The following is a 22,766-nucleotide window of genomic DNA, read 5'->3' on the forward strand; positions in this document are numbered from 1 at the left end:
GGGTGGCCCGCAGGCTGGGGACTACTTGGTGGTGACGTCGGTCAGGACGTACTCACCGTGGAAGTCGAGGTCCACGTTCGAGACTTCCTTGGAGTGACCACCGTTGGTGCGGTACTGCCACAGCGGGATCGCCGGCATCTTCTCGATGAGCATCTTCTCGGCGTCCTGGTACAGCTTGACGGACTCTTCCAGGGACTTGGCGTTGTCACCCTTGCGGAAGGCATCGTCCACGGCCTTGTCCGAGAAGCGCCCGTTGTTGGACTCGGCGTTGGTGTCGTACAGCTCCCGCAGGAAGTTGACGTTCAGCGGGTAGTCCGCGATCCAGCCACCGCGGTAGGCGCTCTTGACCTTGTCGGCGTCGCGGGCCTCCAGGTCGGTCTGGAAGTCCGGCTTCGGGTCGCCGACGCAGTCGACTCCGGTCGCGTTGCGGATCGACTCGCAGACGGCCGTGACCCACTCCTTGTGGCCGCCGTCGGCGTTGTACTGGATCCACATCTTGTTGCCGGGGACGCCGCCGTTGTCCTTGACGAGCTGCTTGGCCTTCGTCGGGTTGAACGTGAAGACGTCCGTGTCCAGCTCCTGGTAGCCCTCGACGCCCTTCGGCGTGAAGCCCTTCAGCGGGGTACGGGTGTTGTTGAGCACCGTCTTGGTGATCTGGTCACGGTTGATCGCCATGGACAGACCCTGGATGACCTTCGGGTTGATGTCCTTGAAGGTCTTGCTGTAGAAGGCCGGCACCAGCGTCTGGACGCCCGCGAACTCCTTGTCGACGACCCGGTCACCGAGGTCCTGGTGGTACTTCGGGAGGTCCTTGGGGCCGACCTGCTTGATGATGTCCAACTTGCCGGACAGCAGGTCCTGGTACGCGGCCTCGACGGTCGAGTAGTTCTTGAACTGGATGCCCTTGTTCTTGGCCTTGTTCGGACCGAGGTAGTCCGGGTTCGCCTTGACCTGGATGAGCTTCTTGTGGTCCCACTTCTCGAAGATGTAGGGGCCGTTGCCGATCGGCTTCTGCGCGAAGCCCTTCGGGTCGTTGTAGAAGACCTTGGGCAGCGGCGCGAAGGTCGAGTAGCCGAGCTTGTACTCGAAGTACGGGACCGGCTTCTCCAGCTCGATCGTGAACGTCGTCTCGTCGACGACCTTCAGGCCCTCCATCTTCTCGGAGGTGGCCGTCTTGCCCTCGCCCGGGTTGACCGACTTGAAGCCCTTGATGTCCGAGAACCAGGGCGCGTTCTGCACCTTGTTCTTGGCGGCGGCGTACCAGTTCCAGGCGTTGACGTACGACTCGGCGGTGACCGCCTCGCCGTTGTGGAACTTCCAGCCCTTCTTGAGCTTGACGGTCCACGTCTTGCTGTCGTCCGAACTGACGGACTCGGCGTTCGTGTAGACGATCTTGCCGGTCGGGTCGAACGTCAGGAGCTGCGTGAACACCGAGCGGATGACGTACGCGCCCTGGGACTCGTTCGTGTCACCCGGGTTGAGCGGCTTCTGCGGCTCCGTCAGGTCCATCGAGATGTAACCGGCGGGCTTGGACTTGTCCTTGCCGGCCGAGCCCTTGTCACCGCCGCCGTCCGAACCGCCGCAGGCCGTTGCCGAGAGAGCGACGACTATGGCACCTGCAACCCACTTGGCACTCTTTGCACCGCGCATGGGTTCCTCCTCATGAGTCCACTGATCACTTAAGAGGGGGTACAGGAGGATCTCGCCGACACCCCTGACGGCGAAGGTTCCCGCACCCCGAGTGTGCTCGTGAGTCGGCGCTCCCCACAGCGCGTGACCCATTGACCCGAGCTCAATGGAGCCAACTATTAAGTACGTCCGGACCGTAAACCACACTTAACGGGTCTCGTTTTGACAACATCACTTACCACCGAGTGCCCGAAATACGGACAAAGTGAGCCTAGACAGACACCCCCGAAACGGACTGTTAACGCAACTTCCGGAGAGTGTGGACCGATATCCGGACACTCGGGTCATGAAAACAATTTGACCGATCGGCGCGGACAGGTGGGGGGGAGCCCGGCCGGGCGTGCGGAGGGCCCGGTACCCCGAGGGGTACCGGGCCCTCCGCACGAGGCGGTCCAAGCGGCCGGCCTGCGACGGTCGGCGCTCAGCGCTCGGCGCGCGCGGTGCTCAGCGCTCGGCGCGCGAGGCGGCTAGCGCTCGGCGCGCGCGGCGGCTAGCGCTTGGCGCGCGAGGCGGTGCGGCCGCGCTCCTTGGCGTCCAGGACGACCTTGCGGATACGCACGGTCTCCGGGGTCACCTCGATGCACTCGTCCTCGCGGCAGAACTCCAGGGACTGCTCCAGGGAGAGCTTGCGGGCCGGAACCACGTTCTCCGTGGTGTCCGCGGAAGCCGCACGCATGTTGGTGAGCTTCTTCTCCTTGGTGATGTTCACGTCCATGTCGTCGGCGCGCGAGTTCTCACCGATGATCATGCCCTCGTACACCTCGGTGCCGGCCTCCGTGAAGATGACACCGCGCTCCTGGAGGTTGACCATCGCGAACGGCGTGACCGTACCCGCGCGGTCGGCGACCAGCGAGCCGTTGTGACGGGTGCGCAGGTCGCCGAACCACGGCTCGTGGCCCTCGAAGATGGAGTGCGCGATGCCGGTGCCGCGGGTCTGCGTGAGGAACTCCGTACGGAAGCCGATGAGGCCGCGGGACGGGACGATCCACTCCATGCGGACCCAGCCGGAGCCGTGGTTCGTCATGGTCTCCATGCGGCCCTTGCGGGTCGCCATGAGCTGCGTGATCGCGCCGAGGTGCTCCTCGGGCGAGTCGATCGTCATGCGCTCGATCGGCTCGTGCTTCTTGCCGTCGATCTCCTTGGTGACCACCTCGGGCTTGCCGACGGTCAGCTCGAAGCCCTCGCGGCGCATCTGCTCGACCAGGATGGCCAGCGCCAGCTCACCGCGGCCCTGCACCTCCCAGGCGTCGGGGCGCTCGGTGTCCAGGACGCGCAGCGAGACGTTGCCGACCAGCTCACGGTCGAGGCGGTCCTTGATCTGGCGCGCGGTGACCTTGTGGCCCTTGCCACCCTTGCCGACCAGCGGCGAGGTGTTGGCACCGATGGTCATCGAGATCGCCGGCTCGTCGACCGTGATCAGCGGCAGCGCGATCGGGTTCTCGGGGTCGGCCAGGGTCTCGCCGATCATGATGTCCGGGATACCGGCGATGGCGCAGATGTCGCCCGGTCCTGCCACCTCGGCGGGCTTGCGGGTGAGGGCCTCGGTCATCATCAGCTCGGTGATGCGGACGTTGGACATCGTGCCGTCGCGCTTGATCCAGGCCACCGTCTGGCCCTTGCGCAGCTCGCCCTGCTCCACGCGGCAGAGCGCGATGCGGCCGAGGAAGTTGTCGGCGTCGAGGTTGGTGACGTGCGCCTGGAGCGGGGCGGCCTCGTCGTACTCGGGTGCCGGGACGTGCTGGAGGATCGTGGTGAAGAACGGCTCCAGGTTCTCGCTGTCCGGCGGGACGGTGCCGTCCTCCGGCTTGGTCAGCGAGGCGACGCCGTCACGCGCGCAGGCGTAGACGATCGGGAACTCGATCTGGTCCTCGTCCGCGTCCAGATCCAGGAACAGGTCGTACGTCTCGTCGACGACCTCGGCGATCCGGGAGTCCGGGCGGTCCGTCTTGTTGATGCAGAGGATGACCGGCATCTTCGCGGCGAGCGCCTTGCGGAGCACGAAGCGGGTCTGCGGCAGCGGGCCCTCGGACGCGTCGACCAGCAGGACGACCGCGTCGACCATCGACAGGCCGCGCTCGACCTCACCACCGAAGTCGGCGTGGCCGGGGGTGTCGATGATGTTGATCGTGATGACGTCGCCGCCATCCTTCGGGTGGTACTTCACCGCGGTGTTCTTGGCCAGGATCGTGATGCCCTTCTCACGCTCCAGGTCGTTGCTGTCCATCATGCGGTCGTCGAGCGACTCAGCGGCGTGCGCGGCGAAGGCGCCGGCCTGCTTGAGCATGGCGTCGACCAGGGTGGTCTTGCCGTGGTCGACGTGAGCGACGATGGCAACGTTACGAATGTCGTGGCGCGTGGGCATAGGTGGCTTAACGCTTCTCTCGATCGGGGGATGCGGCGTCTCGTTCCTCGTACGCCCACCGGGCGGACGCGCCACGGCTTACCCCATGGTACGGGGCTGGCGCGGGAGGGGCTTCCCGGGCCGATCGTGAGGGGGTTCCGCGGGGGTGGGGTGGCGGTCCCGCGAGCTGGGGGGGGAAGGCTGGGTTCCGGGTCAAGGAGTCAGTGACGACCTTGCCCGCCGGAATCCCGGCGGGCAAGGAATTTGAGCCGAAACTGAGCTGATTCTCAGATCCCGAGACGCATGCTGACCTGCAACTCCGCCACTATTTGCGGCTACTTGCGCCCATCCTTGGCCGAATCGGGCTTCTTGAAGCCGATGTCCTGGTAGCGGGGCGAGGAGAAGCCGAAGGCGCCCGCGTTCACCAGGTTCGGCTTGACCGCGACCAGCTCGGGACGCTGGTAGAGCGGGATGGACCCCGCCGCCGCCCAGATCCGCTGGTCGGCCTTTTTGACCAGTTCGCGGGCCGCCTCCTCGTCGAGTTCGGCGGCGGCCTGGTCGAAGAGCTGGTCGATGTGGTCGGTGCCGACCCTGGTGTAGTTCTGCTCGACGAGCAGCGAGCCGTCCGCGGCGGGCTCGGGCTTGGCGAAGATCGGCCGCCCGTCGGTCGCGGGGTAGGCCGTGCCCGGCCAGGAGTAGAGCGCCAGGTCGAAGTCGCCGGACGCGATGTGGTCCTTGAAGTAGCTCGCGTCCTCGACCTTGGTGATCTCGGTGCGTACGCCGACGGTCTCCAGCATCCGCGAGATCCGGGCGCCCACGCTGCGCAGCGCGGCCGAGCCGGGGTCGGCGGGCAGGACGAAGCGCAGGGTCAGCGGTTTGCCGTCCTTGCCGACGAGGAGGGGCGCCTTCGCGGAGCCGGTCGCCGCGTCGCCCTCCCCGGCGGCGCGGGGGGCCGCGGTGCCGCGCGGGGCGTAGGCGCCGGCCACGCCGCCCTTCTTCTCCTGGGCTTCGGTCTTGCTGTCGGTGCGGTCGTCCTCCGCGTACGGGGCGCGCTGCCACTGCTGGGCGGCGAGGGTGTCGCGGCGGCCGGGCGCCGGGGCGAGGACGTGGGTGCCCGAGCGGACGCGGAAGGGGTCGTCGCCGCTCTTGCCGTCGCCGCTCTTTCCGTCGCTGCCCGCGTCGCTCCTGGCCTTGCCCTCGCCGCTCTTGTCGTCGTCCCCGACGATGTACATCCCGTCGTCGGACGCCGCGTCGTCGTCCTTCTTCGCCTTCTCCGACTTCTTCTTCTCCTCGTCGGAAGGGCTGCCCGCGCTGCCGGCGTCCGCCGTGCCGGCGGCCCCGCCCCGGGTCCAGCCCGCCTCGGCGAGGAGGGTCTGCGCGGCGCCGGTGTCCTGGCTGCCGAGGGCGTCGCTGCCGTCGGCGTACCCGTCCTGCCCGGCGAGTGCGAGGTGGCTGCCGAGCGGTGCGGCGGGCAGTCCGAGCGGTTTCAGGACCGTCTCGGCGAGCTCCTGCCGGTTCAGCGCACGGGCCACGGCGCGGCGCACCCGCTCGTCGGCGAGCGGACCCGAGGCGCCGTTCAGGGCGAGCTGGGTGTACGCGGGCTCCAGGGACTTCCGTACGGTGAAACCGCGCAGGGCACGCTGCTCGTCCTCGTACTGCTGGCGGGCCGTACGGGCCTTCGCGCGGGCCTCCTGTTCGGCCTCGGCCTCCTCGTCGTCGACGGCGCCGTGCGCCCGCGCCCAGGAGCGGAGCGCCTGTGCGGGGGTGGTCGAGGAGCCGGGGCCGTGGGTCAGGCGGGCCTTGCCGCCCTCCTTGGCGGCGCGCTCGATGCGTTCCAGGGCGCTCGGGTCGATCTCGGCGATGTCGAGGCGGCCCGCCGCGAGCGCGGAGGCGCGCTTGTCGCGGGGAACCTCGCGCAGCACCAGCTTGTCGAGCTTCGCGGGCTTCGCCCACCAGCGGGGGTTGCGCTCCAGGACCACGGAGCCGTCCCCGCTCTCCGGCTTCGCCGGGCGGAAGGGGCCGGCGGTCTGCTTGAGGCCGGTGCGCGAGCCGTCGTTGAAGGCGCCGGGGGTGCCCATCACGGCCTTCGGGTACAGCGGGGTGAACAGGGAACGCCAGTCGGCGTACGGCTTGGCGAAGGTGACCTTCACCTCAAGGTTGTCGGCGCCCTTCTCGATCTTCTCGATGCGTTCGTAGCCCGCGTTGCGCGCGGTCCAGAACGCCGAGTCCTTGCCGCGCAGCGCCCGCCACTGGGCCACGAAGTCGGCAGCCCCGATCTCTTGGCCGTCGCTCCACACCGCCTGCTGGTTGATCTTGTAGAGGACGACCTGCTTGGGCTCGCGCTCGATGATCGAGGCGTCTTCCAGGAAGTCCGGGTTGCGCTGCGGCCTGCCCGCCTCGTCGAGCACGAACAGGGACGGCAGCACCGCGCCCGCGATGCGCGCCGTGGTGGCGTCGGCGTCGGCCTGGAAGGCGTTGTAGGTGGGCGGCATCGAGTCGACGGCCCAGTCCAGGGTTCCCCCGTCGGCTACCTGCTCGCGCTGGGCCGCGGCGAGGTCCGCCGAGACCGCCGTCACCCCTCCCGCCGCCGCCTCGTCCTCGGAGCCGCCGCACCCGGCCAGTGCGGGGAGCGCGAGCACACCGCTGGTGAAGAGCGCGAGCCCGCGGCGGGCGCGCGCGGGCCTCCGGGGACTGAACCGGCGGCTGGGGCGCCCGCTGGGGAAGCCGACGTCGGACATGGCTGGACCTCCAGGCTGACCCGGTCCATTCCTCGCGGAACGGGCCGTTGCATTCACGTTCGGGGAGTTATTGAGCTGATCACATTTGTTCGTGCTGCTGGCCTACTGAAAGGGACCTCGCACGGGCGGGGGCGCCGACACGTCGGGCATCCGGGGAAGCCCACCCGTGCGGCCCAACGGGGCGGGCGGCGGGGTGCCGACGGGGGCGCGCGGGACGGATGCGCTTCGCGCGGCGGCGTACGCACTCTTCACAAGAAGGGATGTGACGCGCGACACTCCAGGCGCGGATGCGTTGCCGACCGCTCCGCGGAAGCGAGGGCAATTCATGTCCCTGAAAGACGAGTTGACGGACCTTCAGCAATGTCTCGACCGGCTGGACCGGACGGTCGGGCGGGTGGCGGCGGAAGTGGGCGACAGCCTGGAGATCCGCCGGATCCGCACGGATGCGGCGCACCTGCGCGAGAGCGTGGCGCTGCTCGGGGCCTCGACGCCCGCAGCGGGCGTGCCGCCGCGGGTGGAGCTGATCACGATCCCGGACGCGCCGTACGACAGCGCGCTGTGGACGGACTCGGACGACGAGGGGCTGGGGGCTCGGGACCGGCACGCGCCATGAGAGGGCGGGGCGGGGTGGGTGACCGCGGTACGGGGCGGCCGGTCGGCGCCGCGGAGGGCGTCGGTCGGAGCGACGGCGCGCGTACAAGGACCGGCGGCCGTGCTGGGGACGGGTGCGTCGCGGCCGGCCGCGCGCGTTCCAGCCGCCCGCAGGGCGGCCGTCTGCGGCTTCGTCGCCCCGTGGCCCCACCGCGCAAGACGTCCCGCTGGGACCGACCGTACGGGCGCACGTACCGCTGGACCCGGCCGAAGCGTCCCCGCGTGGTGCCGCCGGGAGGGGAAGCGCCCTCGTGACCGTGCTTCCGCCGGGGCTCGGGCCGTAACCCCGTAACAACCTCGCACCGCCGCACCGCCGTACCGCCGTACCGCCGTGATCCCGCGTGCCGAGCCGTCCCGGCGTACCGCTCAGCCGTATCCGCACCCGTATCCGTGACCGTCCCCGACCCCTGGAGCCCCCGTTGGCCACAGGCACCGATCCCGCAGCCCGTTCACCGCGCACCCCGGGCACGGGCGTGCACGGCGCGTCCCGCGCCGCCATCCCCGCCCGCCACCTGCGCACCGACCGGTGGTGGCTGAGTCCGGCCCTCACCGCCGCCGGGCTGTTCGCCTTCGTCGTGTACTCGACCTGGCGGGCCTTCGCCAACGACGACTACTACGCCGCCCCCTACGTCTCGCCCTTCTACTCCCCCTGCCTCGCCGAGAACTGCGTCCCCATGAAGGGCGGGCCCAACTGGGAGATCTTCGGCAGCTGGTGGGGGCTCTCGCCCGCGCTGCTCATCCTCGTCTTCCCGCTCGGCTTCCGGCTGACCTGTTACTACTACCGGAAGGCCTACTACCGGGGGTTCTGGGCCTCGCCCCCCGCCTGCGCGGTCGCCGAGCCGCACAGGAAGTACTCCGGCGAGACCCGCTTCCCGCTGGTACTGCAGAACATCCACCGCTACTTCTTCTACGCGGCGGTGCCGGTCGCCGTGATCCTCACGTACGACACGGCCCTCGCCTTCCGCGACGAGAGCTACGAGTGGGGCCACATGGGGCTCGGCACCCTCGTCCTCGTCGTCAACATCGCGCTGATCTGGGCGTACACCCTGTCCTGCCACTCCTGCCGGCACATCGTCGGCGGCCGGTTGAAGCACTTCTCCAAGCATCCGGTGCGTTACCGGCTGTGGGGCTGGGTGGGCAGGCTGAACGACCGTCACATGCAGTTGGCCTGGGCGTCGTTGCTCAGCGTGGCGGTTTCCGACTTCTACGTCTACCTGCTCGCCTCCGGCGCATTCGAGGACCCGCGCTTCTTCTGACACTTGGAGCCTTCTCACAATGACTCAGCTGGAACGGCAGGAGTGGGACGTCGTCGTGGTGGGCGCGGGCGGGGCCGGGCTGCGGGCCGCGATCGAGGCGCGCGAGCAGGGCGCCCGTACGGCGGTGATCTGCAAGTCCCTGTTCGGCAAGGCGCACACCGTGATGGCCGAGGGCGGCATCGCCGCGTCCATGGGGAACGTGAACTCCGGGGACAACTGGCAGGTGCACTTCCGCGACACCATGCGCGGCGGGAAGTTCCTGAACCAGTGGCGGATGGCGGAACTGCACGCGCGCGAGGCACCGGACCGGGTGTGGGAGCTGGAGACGTGGGGTGCGCTGTTCGACCGGACGCCGGACGGGCGGATCTCGCAGCGCAACTTCGGCGGACACGAGTACCCGAGGCTGGCGCACGTCGGCGACCGTACGGGGCTGGAGCTGATCCGCACCCTCCAGCAGAAGATCGTGGCGCTCCAGCAGGAGGACTTCCGGCAGAGCGGCGACTACGAGTCCCGCCTGAAGGTTTATCAGGAATGCACGGTCACAAGGGTGTTGCTCGACGGCGAGCGCGTCTCGGGCACCTTCTGCTACGAGCGCGAGTCGGGGCGCTTCTTCGTCCTGGAGGCCCCGAGCGTGGTCATCGCCACCGGTGGCATCGGCAAGTCCTTCAAGGTGACGTCGAACTCGTGGGAGTACACCGGCGACGGGCACGCGCTGGCCCTGCTCGCGGGGGCGCCGCTGCTGAACATGGAGTTCGTGCAGTTCCACCCGACGGGCATGGTCTGGCCGCCGTCCGTGAAGGGGATCCTGGTCACCGAGTCGGTCCGCGGGGACGGCGGCGTACTGCGCAACTCCGAAGGCAAGCGGTTCATGTTCGACTACGTGCCCGACGTCTTCAAGGACAAGTACGCGCTGACCGAGGAGGAGGGCGACCGCTGGTACGAGGACCCGGACAACAACCGGCGTCCGCCGGAACTCCTCCCCCGTGACGAGGTCGCCCGTGCCATCAACTCGGAGGTGAAGGCCGGTCGCGGTACCCCGCACGGCGGGGTCTACCTGGACGTGTCGACGCGGATGCCCGCCGAGACGATCCGCCGCCGACTGCCGTCCATGTACCACCAGTTCAAGGAACTGGCGGACGTCGACATCACCGCCGAGGCGATGGAGGTCGGACCGACCTGCCACTACGTGATGGGCGGCATCGCCGTCGACTCCGACACGGCGGCGACCCGCGGCGTGCCGGGCCTGTACGCGGCCGGAGAGGTCGCCGGGGGCATGCACGGCTCGAACCGGCTCGGCGGGAACTCCCTGTCCGACCTGCTCGTCTTCGGACGCCGGGCCGGGCTGCACGCCGCGCAGCACGCGTTCGAGCACGCCGGTCCGCTGCGGCCCCGGGTGGACGGGGCGCAGGTCGACGCGGCGGCGGCCGAGGCGCTGCGGCCGTTCAGCGCGGAGGGCCCGGAGGCGGACGCGGCGGAGGCGGGGCGCCCGCCGGAGAATCCGTACACCCTGCACCAGGAACTCCAGCAGACGATGAACGACCTGGTCGGCATCATCCGCAAGGAGGGCGAGATGGTGCGCGCCCTGGAGAAGCTGGCCGAGCTGCGGGTCCGGGCGCGGCGCGCGGGCGTCGAGGGGCACCGCCAGTTCAACCCGGGCTGGCACCTGGCGCTGGACCTGCGGAACATGCTGTTGGTCAGCGAGTGCATCGCCCGCGCAGCCCTGGAACGCACCGAGAGCCGCGGCGGCCACACCCGCGAGGACTTCCCCGCCATGGAGCGGTCCTGGCGGCAGGTGAACCTGCTGTGCCGGCCGGCCGGCCCGGCGGCCGGGGCGGTGGCGGCCGATCCGGCGCCGGTGGACCCCGCGCGCGGCCAGATCGAGCTCACCTCGACGACCACCGAGCCCATCCGCCCGGACCTGCTCGCCCTCTTCGAGAAGGAGGAGCTGGTCAAGTACCTCGCCGAAGAGGAGCTGTACGAGTGACCACTTCTGCCTCTGCCAAGTACGTCGCCGATTTCAAGGTGTGGCGCGGGAATCCGGAGGGCGGCGGTCTGGAGGACTTCAAGGTCGCCGTGAACGAGGGTGAGGTCGTCCTGGACATCATCCACCGCCTCCAGGCCACCCAGGTGCCCGACCTGGCGGTGCGCTGGAACTGCAAGGCGGGCAAGTGCGGTTCGTGCAGCGCGGAGATCAACGGGCGGCCCCGGCTGCTGTGCATGACCCGGATGTCGACCTTCACCCCGTCGGAGACGATCACGGTGACGCCGCTGCGTGCGTTTCCCGTCGTACGGGACCTGGTGACGGACGTGTCCTTCAACTACGCGAAGGCACGGGAGGTACCCGCCTTCGTACCGCCCGAAGGGGTGGAGCCGGGTGCGTACCGGATGCAGCAGATGGACGTGGAGCGGTCGCAGGAGTTCCGCAAGTGCATCGAGTGCTTCCTGTGCCAGGACACCTGCCACGTGGTGCGCGACCACGAGGAGAACAAGGAGTCCTTCGCCGGGCCGCGTTTCCTGATGCGGATCGCCGAACTGGACATGCATCCGCTGGACGCGGCGCACGAGGCGGGGCTCGACCGCAAGCGCACGGCCCAGGAGGAGCACGGGCTCGGCCTGTGCAACATCACCAAGTGCTGTACGGAGGTCTGTCCGGAGAACATCAGGATCACGGACAACGCGCTGATCCCCCTGAAGGAACGGGCCGCCGACCGCAAGTACGACCCGCTGGTCTGGCTGGGGAACCGGATCCGCCGCCGTCCGGCCGGGCGGACGGAATAGCTCGGGGACCGGACACGCTGCACAGGGCATGTGGAACAGTGACGAGCTCGACCTCGACGGCTATCTGACCCGGCTGGGGCACGAGGGGGACCGCTCCCCCACCCTGGCCAACCTGCGTGCCCTGCACCGCGCCCATGTGCTGAACGCCCGCTGGGACAACCTCTCCGCGTACCTGCACGGAGACGTGCCCCTGGACCTGCCCACTCTGCAACGCAAGATGATCACCGGCCGGGGCGGCGGCTACTGTTTCGAGCACGTGACGCTGTTCGCCGCCCTGCTCGAAGCCCTCGGGTACCGCTTCTTCGTGGTGCAGGGACGGGTCGTCATGGGCAGCTCGAAGATCCTGCCGACGACGCACGCGATGCTGGTCGTCGAGTTCGACGACGGCTCCCGGTGGCTGTGCGACGTGGGCTTCGGCGCGAGCATGCTGGAACCGGTCGAGCTGGTGGAGGGGCCGGCGGGCGTCCAGGTCGAGCAGGACGCGTGGACGTACCGGCTGCGGCAGCAGGAGGTCACGCCCGGTGCGGTCGGCTGGGCGATGTACCAGCCCGCCCAGGGCCCGGACACCGACGACGGCACGGGGTGGATGGTGCGGCACACGGTGACGCTCGACCCGCAGTACCCGGTCGACCTCCGCACCTCCAACTTCTTCGTGGCGCTCAGTCCCCACTCCCCCTTCAGCCGCCGGCTCTTCGTGCAGCGGGTGCTGCCCGACCGGCTGTACGTCCTGGACCACCTGACGCTCACGTCCAGCCACCCCGACCCGTCGCTGCCCGCGGAGATCCGGGAGCTGGAACCGCACGAGGCGCCCAAGGTCCTGGCGGACGTCTTCGACATCGAGACGAGCGAGGAGGACGCGGCACTGCTGGTCGCGAAGCTGACCGCACCGTAGGCGGGCGAGCAGCCGGGGGCGTGGCGGGGCCGTCCGCACGCACACGCGTGTCCGACGCCCGCCGTCCCCTCTCGCGCCCCCGGTCCTCTCCACCCGCGGCCCCGCACCCGGCACGCCCCCGGTCCTCTCCTCCCGCGCCCCGTCCCCTCCACCCGCACCCCGCGCGTCCCGCCCCCTCCGCCCGCACCCCACGCGTCCCGCCCGCGGTCCGTCGCCTCCGGCCGCGGCGCCCGCACCCCGCACCCTCCACCTGCAGCCCCGCCCGCGGTCCGTCCCCGTCCACCCGCAGCCCCCGTACCCGGCTCGCGGCGGCCCGGGGCCCGGCATAGCCTCCCCCTGTGACGCCTCCCGAGTGCCGTTCCCGGATACCCGGCGTGGTCGGCAGCCTCCGGCCCGCCGCCCTCCTGGCCGTTCTCCTGGCCGTGGCCGCCTGCTGGCTGGCCGGACCGCAGGCCCCCGCACACGCCGTGCGCGCCGAAGGCCCCGTCCGTCTCTCCGAGGGCCAGGTCACCGACAAGACCGGCGCCCTCGGCGACAGACGCGGCGAGGTCGCCGAAGCACTCGACCGGCTGTACGCGGACCATCGCATCCAGCTCTTCGTCGTCTACGTCCGCGACTTCTCCGGCAGGTCCTCCCAGAGCTGGGCCGACGCCACCGCCACCCGCAACGGCCTCGGCCGCGACGACGTGCTCCTCGCCGTCGCCACCCGCGACCGCCAGTACGCGTACTCCGTGGACGACACCTCCCGGCTCACCGACGCCCAGCTCGCCGAGGTCTCCGCGACCGCAGTCAAGCCCGCCCTGCGGGAGAACGACTGGGCGGGCGCCGCCATCGGCGCGGCCGACGGGTACGCCGCCGTGCTCGAAGGGCAGGCAGTCCCGACGCCCAGCCTCGTCCCCGGCTCCAGCGATCCGGGCGCCGAGGGCGGTGCGACCGGCGACCTGGTGCTCCCCGTCGTCGCGATCGGCGGCGCGGGCGCCCTGGCCGCGTACGCGTACAGCAGGCGTCGGAACCGGAAGCGGAGGGACGGGCCGGACGTGGAGGCCGCCGGGCACGCCCCCGCACCCGCTCCCACCCCGTTGCCCGAGCTCGACGGTCACGCCCAGCAGGCGCTCGTCGAGACCGACGACGCCGTCCGCACGAGCGAGGAGGAACTCGGCTTCGCCACCGCCCAGTTCGGGGAGGAGGCGGCCCGCCCCTTCGCGGACGCGCTCGCGTACGCGAAGGGCGAACTCACCGCCGCCTTCCGCATCCGCCAGCAGCTGGACGACGCCCATCCCGAGGACGATCCGACGAAACGGAGGATGCTCGACGAGATCCTCACCCGGTGCGCCGAGGCCAATCGCCGCCTCGACGCCGAGTCGGAGGGCTTCGACCGGCTGCGCGAGCTGGAACGCAACGCGCCCGCCGCCCTGGACGCCGCCGAGGCCGCCTTCCGGGAGCTGACCGGCCGTACGAGCACCGCCGAGGCCACCCTCACCGCGCTGTCCGGCCGGTACGCCGACTCCGCCACCGCGCCGGTCGCCGGGCACGTCGAGCAGGCCAAGGACCGCCTCGTCTTCGCCACGGAGAACCTGAACCTGGCCCGGCAGGCACTGGTGGCGGACGACAACGGCAGGGCCGCGGTCTTCGTACGGGCCGCCGAGGGAGCCGTCGGCCAGGCGGCCACCCTGGTGGACGCCGTGGAGCGGCGCGCCCTCGAACTCGCCGAGGCGGTGGGCCACCTGGACGGCGCGCTCACCGAGACCGACACCGATCTGGCGGACGCGCGCGGGCTGCTGGACGGCACGGCGCCGGGCGCGGGAACCGCGGACCTCCGGGGCCGCATCGCCCGCGCGGAGACCGTCGTCGGGAGCGTACGGGAGGAAGTGGCGGCGGGACGGTACGACCCGATCGACGCGCTGCGCCGGGTCGAGGAGGCGGACGCCGCCCTCGACGCGGCCCTGGCCGGGGCTCGCGAGCGGGAGAGCGCGGGCCGGCGGGCCGGAGAGCTGCTCGGACAGGCGACGCTGACCGCACGTGCGGCGATCGGCGCGGCGGCCGACTTCATCACCACGCACCGGGGCGCCGTCGGCAGTCGGGCCAGGACCCGCCTCGCGGAGGCCCAGCGCCACCTGGACCTGTCCACCGCGCTGGCCGGACAGGACAACGCGTCGGACGCCCTCGCCGAGGCCCAGCAGGCGGACGCCCTCGCCCGGCAGGCCCAGGGCCTGGCCGAGCAGGACGTGCGCGGGTACGGCGGCGGACTCGGCGGTGGCGGCATGGGCGGCGGACAGGGCGGCGGCCTGAACGGCGCGGTCCTCGGCGGCATCATCCTCGGCGGAATCCTCAACGGCGGACGCGGCGGCGGGGGCTACGGCGGCGGATTCGGCGGGGGCGGGACCGGCGGCGGCCCCGGCAGCTTCGGCGGCGGGGGCACGAGGGGGCGCAGGGGTGGTGGCGGCCGGTTCTAGACGACACGTACGCGCACCACGCCACCTCCTCCAGCACCCGCGGAACCCGAAGGAGCACCCGATGTCCAAGCAGACCGTCCTCGGCCGTGTCACCCAGCTCGCGAAGGCCAACATCAACGCCCTCCTCGACCAGGCCGAGGACCCGCAGAAGATGCTCGACCAGCTGATCCGCGACTACACCAGCAACATCGCGGAGGCGGAGGAGGCCGTGGCCACCACGATCGGCAATCTGCGTCTGCTGGAGCAGGACCACCGGGAGGACGTCGACGCGGCCCGGGAGTGGGGCGGGAAGGCGCTGGCCGCCAGCCGGAAGGCGGACGAGCTGAGGGCCGGCGGTTCGGCCCCGGACGCGGACAGGTTCGACGACCTCGCCAAGGTGGCGCTGCAACGGCAGCTCCAGGCGGAGAAGGAGGCGAAGACCGCCGAACCGACGATCGCCGCGCAGACCGAGGTGGTGGCCGGTCTCAAGGACGGCCTCACCAGGATGAAGGCCAAGCTCGGCGAGCTGACGTCCAAGCGCGACGAACTGGTGGCGCGCGCGAAGTCCGCGCAGGCGCAGAACACGATGATGGACGCCGTCAAGAACATCGACGTCATGGATCCGACGAGCGAGCTGAGCCGTTTCGAGGAGAAGGTGCGGCGCGAGGAGGCGCGGGCGCTCGGCAAGCAGGAGCTGACCGCGTCGTCGCTGGACGCCCAGTTCGAGCAGTTGGACAGCCTGGGCGACGAGGCGGAGATCGCGGCCAGGCTGGCCGCTCTGAAGAACGAGTGACCCGGGACCCGTCCCGCAGCACGGACGGCCGGGCGGCCCCGCCGCCGCCCGGCAGGTGCCGGAGTACCTCGCGTCCTCGGTCGCCCGGCCCACGGCCTCGGGCACCCGGCCCGCGTAGAACGAGACCCCCGCGACCTCGCTCGCCCGCGGCCCGCACAGAACGAGACCCCGCGACCTCGGTCGCCCGGCCCGCGCAGAACGAGACCCCGCGACCTCGGTCGCCCGGCCCGCACAGAACGAGCCCCCTCGACCTCGCTCGCCCGCGGCCCGCACAGAACGAGACCCCGCGACCTCGGTCCCCTGCGGCCCGCGCGGAACGAACGAGACCCCGCGACGCGACCTCGGTCCCCTCGGCCCCCGCCGCAGGCTCCCGCGGACTCAGTACATGCTCAGCAGCTGCTCCACGCTCAGCTCGGCCGCTTCGGGCGACTCGCCGTCCGGCAGGGCGAGTTCGAACCACACCGTCTTGCCCCGGGGGGTCCGCCGCGCCCCCCAGGCGGCGCTGAGCAGTCCGACCAGCTGGAGGCCGCGTCCGCCCTCGTCGGTGTCGCGGGCACGCCGCCGCCGGGGCTGGACCAGGCCCGCGTCCCACACTTCGCACACCAGGGTGCGGTCGCGCAGCAGCCGCAGTCTCACCTCGCCCTCGCCGTACCGCAGGGCGTTCGTGACCAGCTCGCTGACCAGCAGCTCCGTGGTGTCGACGAGTTCTTCGAGGTCCCAGGACTGGAGCTGCGCACGGGCCAGTTCGCGGGCCCGGCCCACCGAACGGGGTTCCCGCGGCAGCCGCCAGTCGCCGACGGCCTCCGCCGGAAGGCCCTGGATGCGGGCCATGAGGAGCGCGATGTCGTCCTCGCCGTGCCGGGTGTCGAGCGTGGTCAGTACGTGGTCGCAGACGTCCTCCAGAGGACGCACGGGCCCGCTCAGCGCCGTACGGAAGTCGCGCAGCCCCTCGTCGAGCGGGTGCTCGCGGGACTCGACCAGGCCGTCCGTGTAGAGGGCGAGCAGGGACCCCTCGGACAGCTCGACCTCCACCTCCTCGAAGGGTTCGCCGCCCACCCCCAGCGGCATGCCCGGCGGTACGTCCAGCAGCAGCGGCTCCTCCCCCGGCTCGACCACCACCGGCGGCAGGTGTCCCGCGTTGGCGAACGTGCAGCGGCGGGTGACCGGGTCGTACACCGCGTAGACGCAGGTCGCGAGGTACACCTCGGAGAGGTCCGCCTCGCGGGACTTGTGCGCGGCCCGGGACGCCTGCTGGGCCCCGCTCGGCGTGCCGAGGCCGCGCGCGATCTCGTCCAGCGCGGAGAGCACCTCGGCGGGTTCCAGGTCGAGGAGGGCGAGGGTCCGTACGGCGGTGCGCAGTTCGCCCATCGCGACCGCGGCCCGCAGCCCCCGGCCCATGACGTCCCCGACCACCAGTGCCGTGCGGTGGCCCGGCAGTTCGATGACGTCGAACCAGTCGCCGCCCACCTCGGTCGCCGTGTTCCCGGGCAGGTAGCGGCAGGCGATGTCGAGGCCCGCCGCCTCGGGGTCCCCCGGCGGCAGCAGGCTGCGCTGGAGGATGAGGGCGCGTTCGTGCTCCCTGCGGTAGAGGCGGGCGTTGTCCATGCAGACGGCGGCGCGCGACGCCAGTTCGGTGGCCAGTGCCCGGTCGCGCTCGCCGAAGGGTTCGCTGCCCTTCGTACGGGAGAACTGGACGAGCCCGATGACGGTGTCGTGGGCGACCATCGGCACGGCGAGCGTGGAGTGCACGAGTTCGCCGTCGTCGCCGCTGACCGCGCGGGCCCGGCCGGTGCGCAGCGCCTTCGCGCAGGGCGTGCCGGAGGGGTAGCGGTGGACGGAGCCCACGGTGATCTCGGCGGGGTCCTCGCCCGGCCCGACGCAGCCGGGCATGGCCAGCGGGGCGTCGGAGACGGCGCTCGCGAAGGCGACCCGGCGCAGTTCGGCGCTGCCGTCCGTGACGCCGGGCGGGGCCTCGTCGCCGGTGAGCAGCCCCTGGTAGAGGTCGACGGAGGCGAGGTCGCAGAAGCCGGGGACGGCCACGTCGAGGAGTTCGCGGGCGGTGGTCTCCAGGTCCAGGGAGTTCCCTATCCGGGCGCCGGCCTCGTTGAGGAGGGCGAGGTTGCGCCGGGCGTCGGCGGCCTCACGGGCGGCCCGCTGGCGTCGGGTGACGTCGGTGGCGAGGCCCGCGACGCCGACGGGGCGGCCCGAGCCGCTGTGCACCCGGTAGAGGTTGACCGACCAGTGGCGGCGTTCGGTGCTGCCGGGTTCGGTGCCGGTGATCTGGATGTCGGTGATGGACTCGCCGGTCTCCAGGACGCGGGCGAGCGCGGTGTGCACCCGTTCCGCCTCGGGGGCGGCCAGGTAGTCGTGCACGGTGCGGCCGCGGTGGTCGTCGACGGTGCCGCCGAACACGGAGGCGAAGCGGCGGTTGGTGCGCTGCACCGTGAGGTCCGTCCCGAACAGCAGGAAGCCGAAGGGAGATTGACCGAAAATTGCCTGCGAGGCGGCGAGGTCGGTTTCGATGCGGCGCAGGTCGGTGACGTCCACGACGAGGCAGAGCGCGCCGCGCTCCCCTTCGGGGGTCTCGCTGGGCATCACGTAGATCTCCGCGATCCCCTGCGCACCACGGGTGTCGCCCGCCGCGCCCGGAGCGTCCGGCATCCGGAACGGGACGAGCCCCGTCCACTCCTTGCCGTCGAGGATCTCGGCCACCTGCCGGTGCCCGTCCCCGCGGTGCCGCTCGGGCACGAAGACCTCGACCGGGTCGCGTCCGACGACCTGCCGCGCGGTGAGCCCGAAGAGTTCCTCGGCCCGTCGGCTCCACTGCTCGACCAGCCCGTCGGCCCCGAGCGAGAAGGACGCGAGCCGGATGTAGTCGTAGACGGACCCGGGCGGACTGCTCTGCCACAGGGCGGTGCCCGTCACGGCGCCCGCGAAGGCGTCCCGGGCGTTCGCAGCACCCTGCGCACCGCCTGTCCCCGCGTCGGGCTGTCGCCCCTCCGCCGGTATCTTGTTCACACGACCGTCCCCTCCAGCTCACCTCACCGGAACCGGCCAGGCCCGCAGTATTCAGCACTACGCGCCCGGTCGGCACGGCGTTCACGATCGCGACGTTCTCCCGGCTCTCCCTCGGCCCTTTTCGGCCGTATCGGCACCGCGCAGTCCGTGCCGTCGTGATCGAAAGTCCCTTCAGACTTCTAACCGGGCAGGGCCAGCTCGAACCACACCGTTTTCCCCGTCTTTCCGCGCCGGGTACCCCAGCGCCGTGCCGAGCAGGCCACCAGCTGCATTCCGCGCCCTCCCTCGTCGTCGGGACCCGCCGCCCGTTCGCGGGGCGGATCCGAGAGCGGGTCCGAGACCTCCACCCGCAGGACGGCGCGGACGGGCCCGGCGGTTCCGGCGGCGGGGGCAGGGGTGTCGAGCCTCACCAGCCGGACGCCGATGGGCCCGGACGCGTGCTGAAGGGAGTTGGTCACCAGCTCGCTGACCAGCAGTATGCTCACATCGGCCAGTTCGTCCAGCCCCCAGTCGTGCAGGGCGTCGCGAACTGCGTGCCGTGCGGTGCGCACGGCGTCGGGCTCGGCGGAAAAGGTCCAGTCGGCGCGGGCGCCTTCGGTGTCGAGCACGCCGACCACATCCCAGAGCAGCAGCAGCGGACCCCTAAGAGGAACGTCCTTTTTCGGGGGGTTAATCAGCACATACCCGATATTGGGTGCCCTCTATCCAGGCAATGGGCGCACTGTGGCACGAACGGCGTACGACACGGCCCGTGCGCCGCGTCCCGTTGCTCCGTTCGGCCCTCCGCGCGCCCGGCGGTGCCGGTCCGCGCGCCGCCGGAAAAGCGGTGCCCCGCGGTGCGGCAGGCCGGTGCGGCGCACACCCGCGCGCACCCGCGCACACCCGCGCACGGAAGCCGCCGAGGACCCCCGCACCGGCGACGCACGCAGCAGACGCACCGCCTCGGCACTACACCGGCGACCCACGCAGCAGACGCACCGCCTCGGCGACCGCCGGGCGGTCCTGGTCGAGCCAGTCCACCGCGTCTTCCTCCTCGGGTCCGAGCCAGCGCAGCTCGTCGTGGTCCTCCAGGGGGCGGGGTTCACCGGAGAGCAGCCGGGCGGTCCACACCTGAAAGACGTAACCGGGCTTCAGCGGCCACTGACCGGGAATCCGCTCGACCGGTTCGATCTCCACGCCGAGTTCCTCGCGCAGTTCGCGCACCAGCGCCTGCTCGGGCGTCTCCCCCGGCTCGCACTTCCCGCCGGGCAGCTCCCAGCGGCCGGCCAGTTCCGGCGGGGAACTTCGGCGGGCGGCCAGCAGCCGGCCGCGATGAAAAAGGGCTCCGCCCACGACAAGTCGTTCCGTCATGGGCGGAGCCTACGGGTGCAGGGCCGCGTCTCGGTAAATTGATCGGATCCACCGAGGCGCACCACCGCGCCCGACCTCTCTCACACGCTCCGGCAGCCGGAGCGGTTTCGTGCTCGCTGGTTCAGGACCTCTTCACCCCGGCCTGTTCGATCAGATACAACTGCTCGTGTCCGCGACTGTCGAGTTGGTCGGCCCGCTGCTCGGCCTCCGCGCGTGTGGCGTACGCGCCGACGCGGTAGCGGTTGCCGTTGTCGTCCTGCCGGACCACCAACCACGGAAGCCGGTCACCGCCGTCGTTCACCGCGTGATTCATCACGTGCCTCCGTCCGCCGGCGCATGCGCCGACAACGCCGTCAAGGATCCCCAGGAAACCTCAGTACGCATATGCCCGACCCTACGCCTGACCTTCACGGACCGGATACGTCTTTGCACAAAGAGGCACCGATCTGGCCAAGATGCGCAGGGGAGTTGACGCAAGAAAGGGGGGCGCATCCATGTGGATGCGCCCCCCAGGAAGTTCAACCTGCTCTCAGGGCAACACAGTTGGCACCGCGCTCAGATCACGGGCCCCGCCGGACGGCGTCACTCCCGCGTCACTTCACCGGCAGGCGGTAGGCGACCCGGTAGCGGTCGGCGGGCACCACGAGGTCCGCCGTCTCGACCGCCCGCCCGGACGCGAAGTACGTCCGCTCGATGGTCAGCACGACGTGCCCCGGCACGCCGCCCAACAAGGCCAGCTCCTCCGCGAGTCCGGGCCGCGCACCGACCTCCTCCGCCACGTTGTCGACCACGACGTCGATGGCGGCCATCCGCTCGACCACTCCGCAGCCGCCCAGCGGACCCTCTTCGGGCAGCATCACCGGCGTGCGCCCGGTGACCGCGAGGGGCTCCCAGGAGGTGGAGAGCATCAGCGGCTCCCCCGCGTCGCGGAAGACGTACCGGGTGCGCATCACGCGGTCGCCGGGCTCGATGCCCAGCCGGTCCGCGATGTCGCCCGGCGCGACGGTCTGCTCGCTGCGCGACTCCCAGGTCCCGCGCGTCCCCTCGGCCGCCTGCTCCTGGCGGAAGGGTGTGGAGGTGCCCACCGCGCGGTAGGCGGAGCGGGTCACACTGCGCGGCACCGGCCGCTCCCGCACATACGTGCCCGAGCCCGAGCGCCCCTCCACCAGCCCTTCCGCCATCAGCACCTTGCGCGCCTCCAGGGCGACCGTGTCCGACACTCCGTAGACCTCGCGGATGCGGGCCTGCGACGGGAGCCGGGTGTGCGGCGGCAGCTTTCCGTCGGCGATCTGCTTCCGGAGATCCTTAGCCACGCGCAGGTAGGCCGGCTGCTCACCGAATGTCACTGGCCACTCCCATCAGGTTGACAGACAGCAACAGCGTGGCAACCGTGGGTCGACGGGCACAAGCGAAGGCCAAAGTTTCACTCGAAGTGATGATTTGCCGTTACGCAGGCATGTTTCCCCGAGTAAGGGTCGGGGATCCTTGGTCAGACTTCCTCACCCTGGACGTCGTCTGCCCCGTCCGTACCGTCCACCCCTCCCGGCTCACCCGAATCTCCGCTTCCGGTGTCGCGGAGGGAGCCGGTGAGGCGGTCGCCCGACTCGTCGCCGAAGACACAGGTGACCCCGCGGTCGCCGAGCCGCCATCCGCGCGGGTCCGGCATCAGGTAGTACGAGTCGACGTCGACCGTGCGCCCGCCGGTGTAGCTCTTCTCGGCAATGGCGCAGCGCTGGTCGGCGACCCTGCTGATCTTCTCGTCGCCGGGATACGCCTTCGCGTCCGCGAGGTCGAAGGTGCCGAACACCTCCGCGTCGTGCGGCTTGTCGCAGCCGACGACCTCCACGTCGTACGTGGTTCCCTCAAGCGACCCGTCGGGGGTGTTGAAGCACTGCCCGGTCCGCAGGTCCTCCACGGACTTGTTGCTGCTGCTCGCCCCCTTCCTCAGCTCCTCGCCGAGCGAGTTCAGCCCGCCGGTGAGGAGGCCGACCAGCACCAGGACGACGCTCAGTGACGACAGGACCATGCCGGCGACCGCCAGACCCTTGCCCGAGTCGCCACGCTTCTTGATCTGCGCCAGGGCGACGAGACCGAGGATCAGTCCGAGGGGCGGGACGCAGCAGACGATGCCGGTGACGAGGGAAGCGACGGCCAGGCCGTTGGCGGCGGGCGGCGCGGGCGGCGGACCGTAGGGGTGGGCGGCGTACGGGGACTGCCCGTAGGGGGCCTGCGGGTACGAGGGCTGCGGGTGCGGGGACTGGCCGTACGGGGACTGGCCGTAGGGCGGCTGGCCGTACGGGGACTGGCCGGGGGCGGGAGCGCCGAAGGAGGGCGCGCCGTACGCCTGGGGCGGCGGGGCGTGGGGGCTCTGCGGGGCATGGGGGCTCGGCGGGGCGGTTTGGTCCTGCGGGAGCTGCGGGTTCTGCGGGGCGTGGGGGCTCTGCGGGACGGCCGGGTCCTGCGGGAGCTGCGCGTCCTGCGAGAGCTGCGGGTTCTGCGGGGCGTGGGGGCTCTGTGGGACGGCCGGGGCCTGCCGGGCTTCCGGGTCGTGCGAGTCGTACGGGTCCTGCGGAGACGGCTGTCGGGGCCGGTCCCAGGGCTGTTCCGGGGGCGGCGGGGGTATCGCCATGGATGCGGAGCTCCTCGTCGGGGCGTTGCGGGGGTGCCGCGCGCATCGTACGTGGCGCGGCCGAAAGGGGTCATGCCACTTCTCGCGCACCCCGGGGCCCGGCACGAGCAGGTGCGCGGACGGCGGTTGCGACGGGCACGGGAGTGGCGGGCACAGGAGGGACGGGCACAGGCCGGGCGGGCACGATGAGGTCGGAAAT

General features: G+C 71.2%; 16 protein-coding genes. 7 read left to right on the forward strand and 9 right to left on the reverse strand.

Annotated features, from left to right (window positions below):
* Positions 1–21: 21 nt before the first annotated feature.
* From ACQPZG_RS12370 to ACQPZG_RS12380, 3 genes are all read right to left on the reverse strand, one after another.
* Entirely contained in the window at positions 22–1,650 is a 1,629-nt protein-coding gene (locus tag ACQPZG_RS12370; RefSeq protein WP_433545857.1) for a peptide ABC transporter substrate-binding protein, read from the reverse strand.
* A 529-nt stretch (positions 1,651–2,179) separates the two neighbouring features.
* Positions 2,180–4,051 carry a translational GTPase TypA gene (gene typA / locus ACQPZG_RS12375; protein WP_433545858.1) on the reverse strand — a complete coding sequence of 624 codons (1,872 nt, stop codon included), beginning with the start codon at positions 4,049–4,051 and terminating at the stop codon, positions 2,180–2,182.
* A 314-nt stretch (positions 4,052–4,365) separates the two neighbouring features.
* On the reverse strand, positions 4,366–6,768 hold the full coding sequence (locus tag ACQPZG_RS12380; protein ID WP_433545859.1) for an ABC transporter family substrate-binding protein: 2,403 nt from the start codon (positions 6,766–6,768) through the stop codon (positions 4,366–4,368).
* Positions 6,769–7,093: 325 nt separating this feature from the next.
* Between ACQPZG_RS12380 and ACQPZG_RS12385 the strand changes: the two genes are divergently transcribed.
* From ACQPZG_RS12385 to ACQPZG_RS12415, 7 genes are all read left to right on the forward strand, one after another.
* Positions 7,094–7,381, forward strand: coding sequence for a hypothetical protein (locus tag ACQPZG_RS12385; protein ID WP_433545860.1), 288 nt, complete (start codon positions 7,094–7,096; stop codon positions 7,379–7,381).
* A gap of 457 nt (positions 7,382–7,838) precedes the next feature.
* Positions 7,839–8,675: a hypothetical protein gene (locus tag ACQPZG_RS12390; protein ID WP_433545861.1), complete on the forward strand. Its 837-nt coding sequence runs from the start codon at positions 7,839–7,841 to the stop codon at positions 8,673–8,675.
* A 19-nt stretch (positions 8,676–8,694) separates the two neighbouring features.
* Complete coding sequence (locus ACQPZG_RS12395; protein ID WP_433545862.1) at positions 8,695–10,659, forward strand: fumarate reductase/succinate dehydrogenase flavoprotein subunit; 1,965 nt, start codon at positions 8,695–8,697, stop codon at positions 10,657–10,659.
* Positions 10,656–11,453, forward strand: coding sequence for a succinate dehydrogenase/fumarate reductase iron-sulfur subunit (locus tag ACQPZG_RS12400; RefSeq protein WP_433545863.1), 798 nt, complete (start codon positions 10,656–10,658; stop codon positions 11,451–11,453). Before ACQPZG_RS12395 ends, ACQPZG_RS12400 begins: the two co-directional genes overlap by 4 nt.
* A gap of 28 nt (positions 11,454–11,481) precedes the next feature.
* On the forward strand, positions 11,482–12,345 hold the full coding sequence (locus ACQPZG_RS12405; RefSeq protein WP_433545864.1) for an arylamine N-acetyltransferase family protein: 864 nt from the start codon (positions 11,482–11,484) through the stop codon (positions 12,343–12,345).
* Positions 12,346–12,683: 338 nt separating this feature from the next.
* The gene (locus tag ACQPZG_RS12410; protein WP_433545865.1) at positions 12,684–14,798 is read left to right on the forward strand and encodes a TPM domain-containing protein; all 2,115 of its coding nucleotides are present in this window, start codon (positions 12,684–12,686) and stop codon (positions 14,796–14,798) included.
* Positions 14,799–14,859: 61 nt separating this feature from the next.
* Complete coding sequence (locus ACQPZG_RS12415; RefSeq protein ID WP_433545866.1) at positions 14,860–15,570, forward strand: PspA/IM30 family protein; 711 nt, start codon at positions 14,860–14,862, stop codon at positions 15,568–15,570.
* A 378-nt stretch (positions 15,571–15,948) separates the two neighbouring features.
* On the opposite strand, the gene ACQPZG_RS12420 is transcribed toward ACQPZG_RS12415, so the two are convergent.
* From ACQPZG_RS12420 to ACQPZG_RS12445, 6 genes are all read right to left on the reverse strand, one after another.
* A complete protein-coding gene (locus ACQPZG_RS12420) occupies positions 15,949–18,480 on the reverse strand; it encodes a SpoIIE family protein phosphatase (RefSeq protein ID WP_433549370.1) in 2,532 nt (843 codons plus the stop codon).
* Positions 18,481–18,767: 287 nt separating this feature from the next.
* Positions 18,768–19,205 (reverse strand): ATP-binding protein, encoded by a 438-nt coding sequence (locus ACQPZG_RS12425; protein ID WP_433549371.1) that lies wholly within the window; start codon positions 19,203–19,205, stop codon positions 18,768–18,770.
* A 331-nt stretch (positions 19,206–19,536) separates the two neighbouring features.
* Positions 19,537–19,938 (reverse strand): (deoxy)nucleoside triphosphate pyrophosphohydrolase, encoded by a 402-nt coding sequence (locus ACQPZG_RS12430; RefSeq protein ID WP_433545867.1) that lies wholly within the window; start codon positions 19,936–19,938, stop codon positions 19,537–19,539.
* Between the two features lie 121 nt (positions 19,939–20,059).
* Complete coding sequence (locus tag ACQPZG_RS12435; protein WP_433549372.1) at positions 20,060–20,239, reverse strand: SPOR domain-containing protein; 180 nt, start codon at positions 20,237–20,239, stop codon at positions 20,060–20,062.
* Between the two features lie 292 nt (positions 20,240–20,531).
* Positions 20,532–21,284 (reverse strand): GntR family transcriptional regulator, encoded by a 753-nt coding sequence (locus tag ACQPZG_RS12440; protein WP_433545868.1) that lies wholly within the window; start codon positions 21,282–21,284, stop codon positions 20,532–20,534.
* A 143-nt stretch (positions 21,285–21,427) separates the two neighbouring features.
* Positions 21,428–22,567, reverse strand: coding sequence for a DUF4190 domain-containing protein (locus ACQPZG_RS12445; protein WP_433545869.1), 1,140 nt, complete (start codon positions 22,565–22,567; stop codon positions 21,428–21,430).
* Between the last annotated feature and the right edge of the window lie 199 nt (positions 22,568–22,766).

It is taken from the genome of Streptomyces sp. CA-294286 (assembly GCF_050947155.1).
GTDB lineage: Bacteria > Actinomycetota > Actinomycetes > Streptomycetales > Streptomycetaceae > Streptomyces.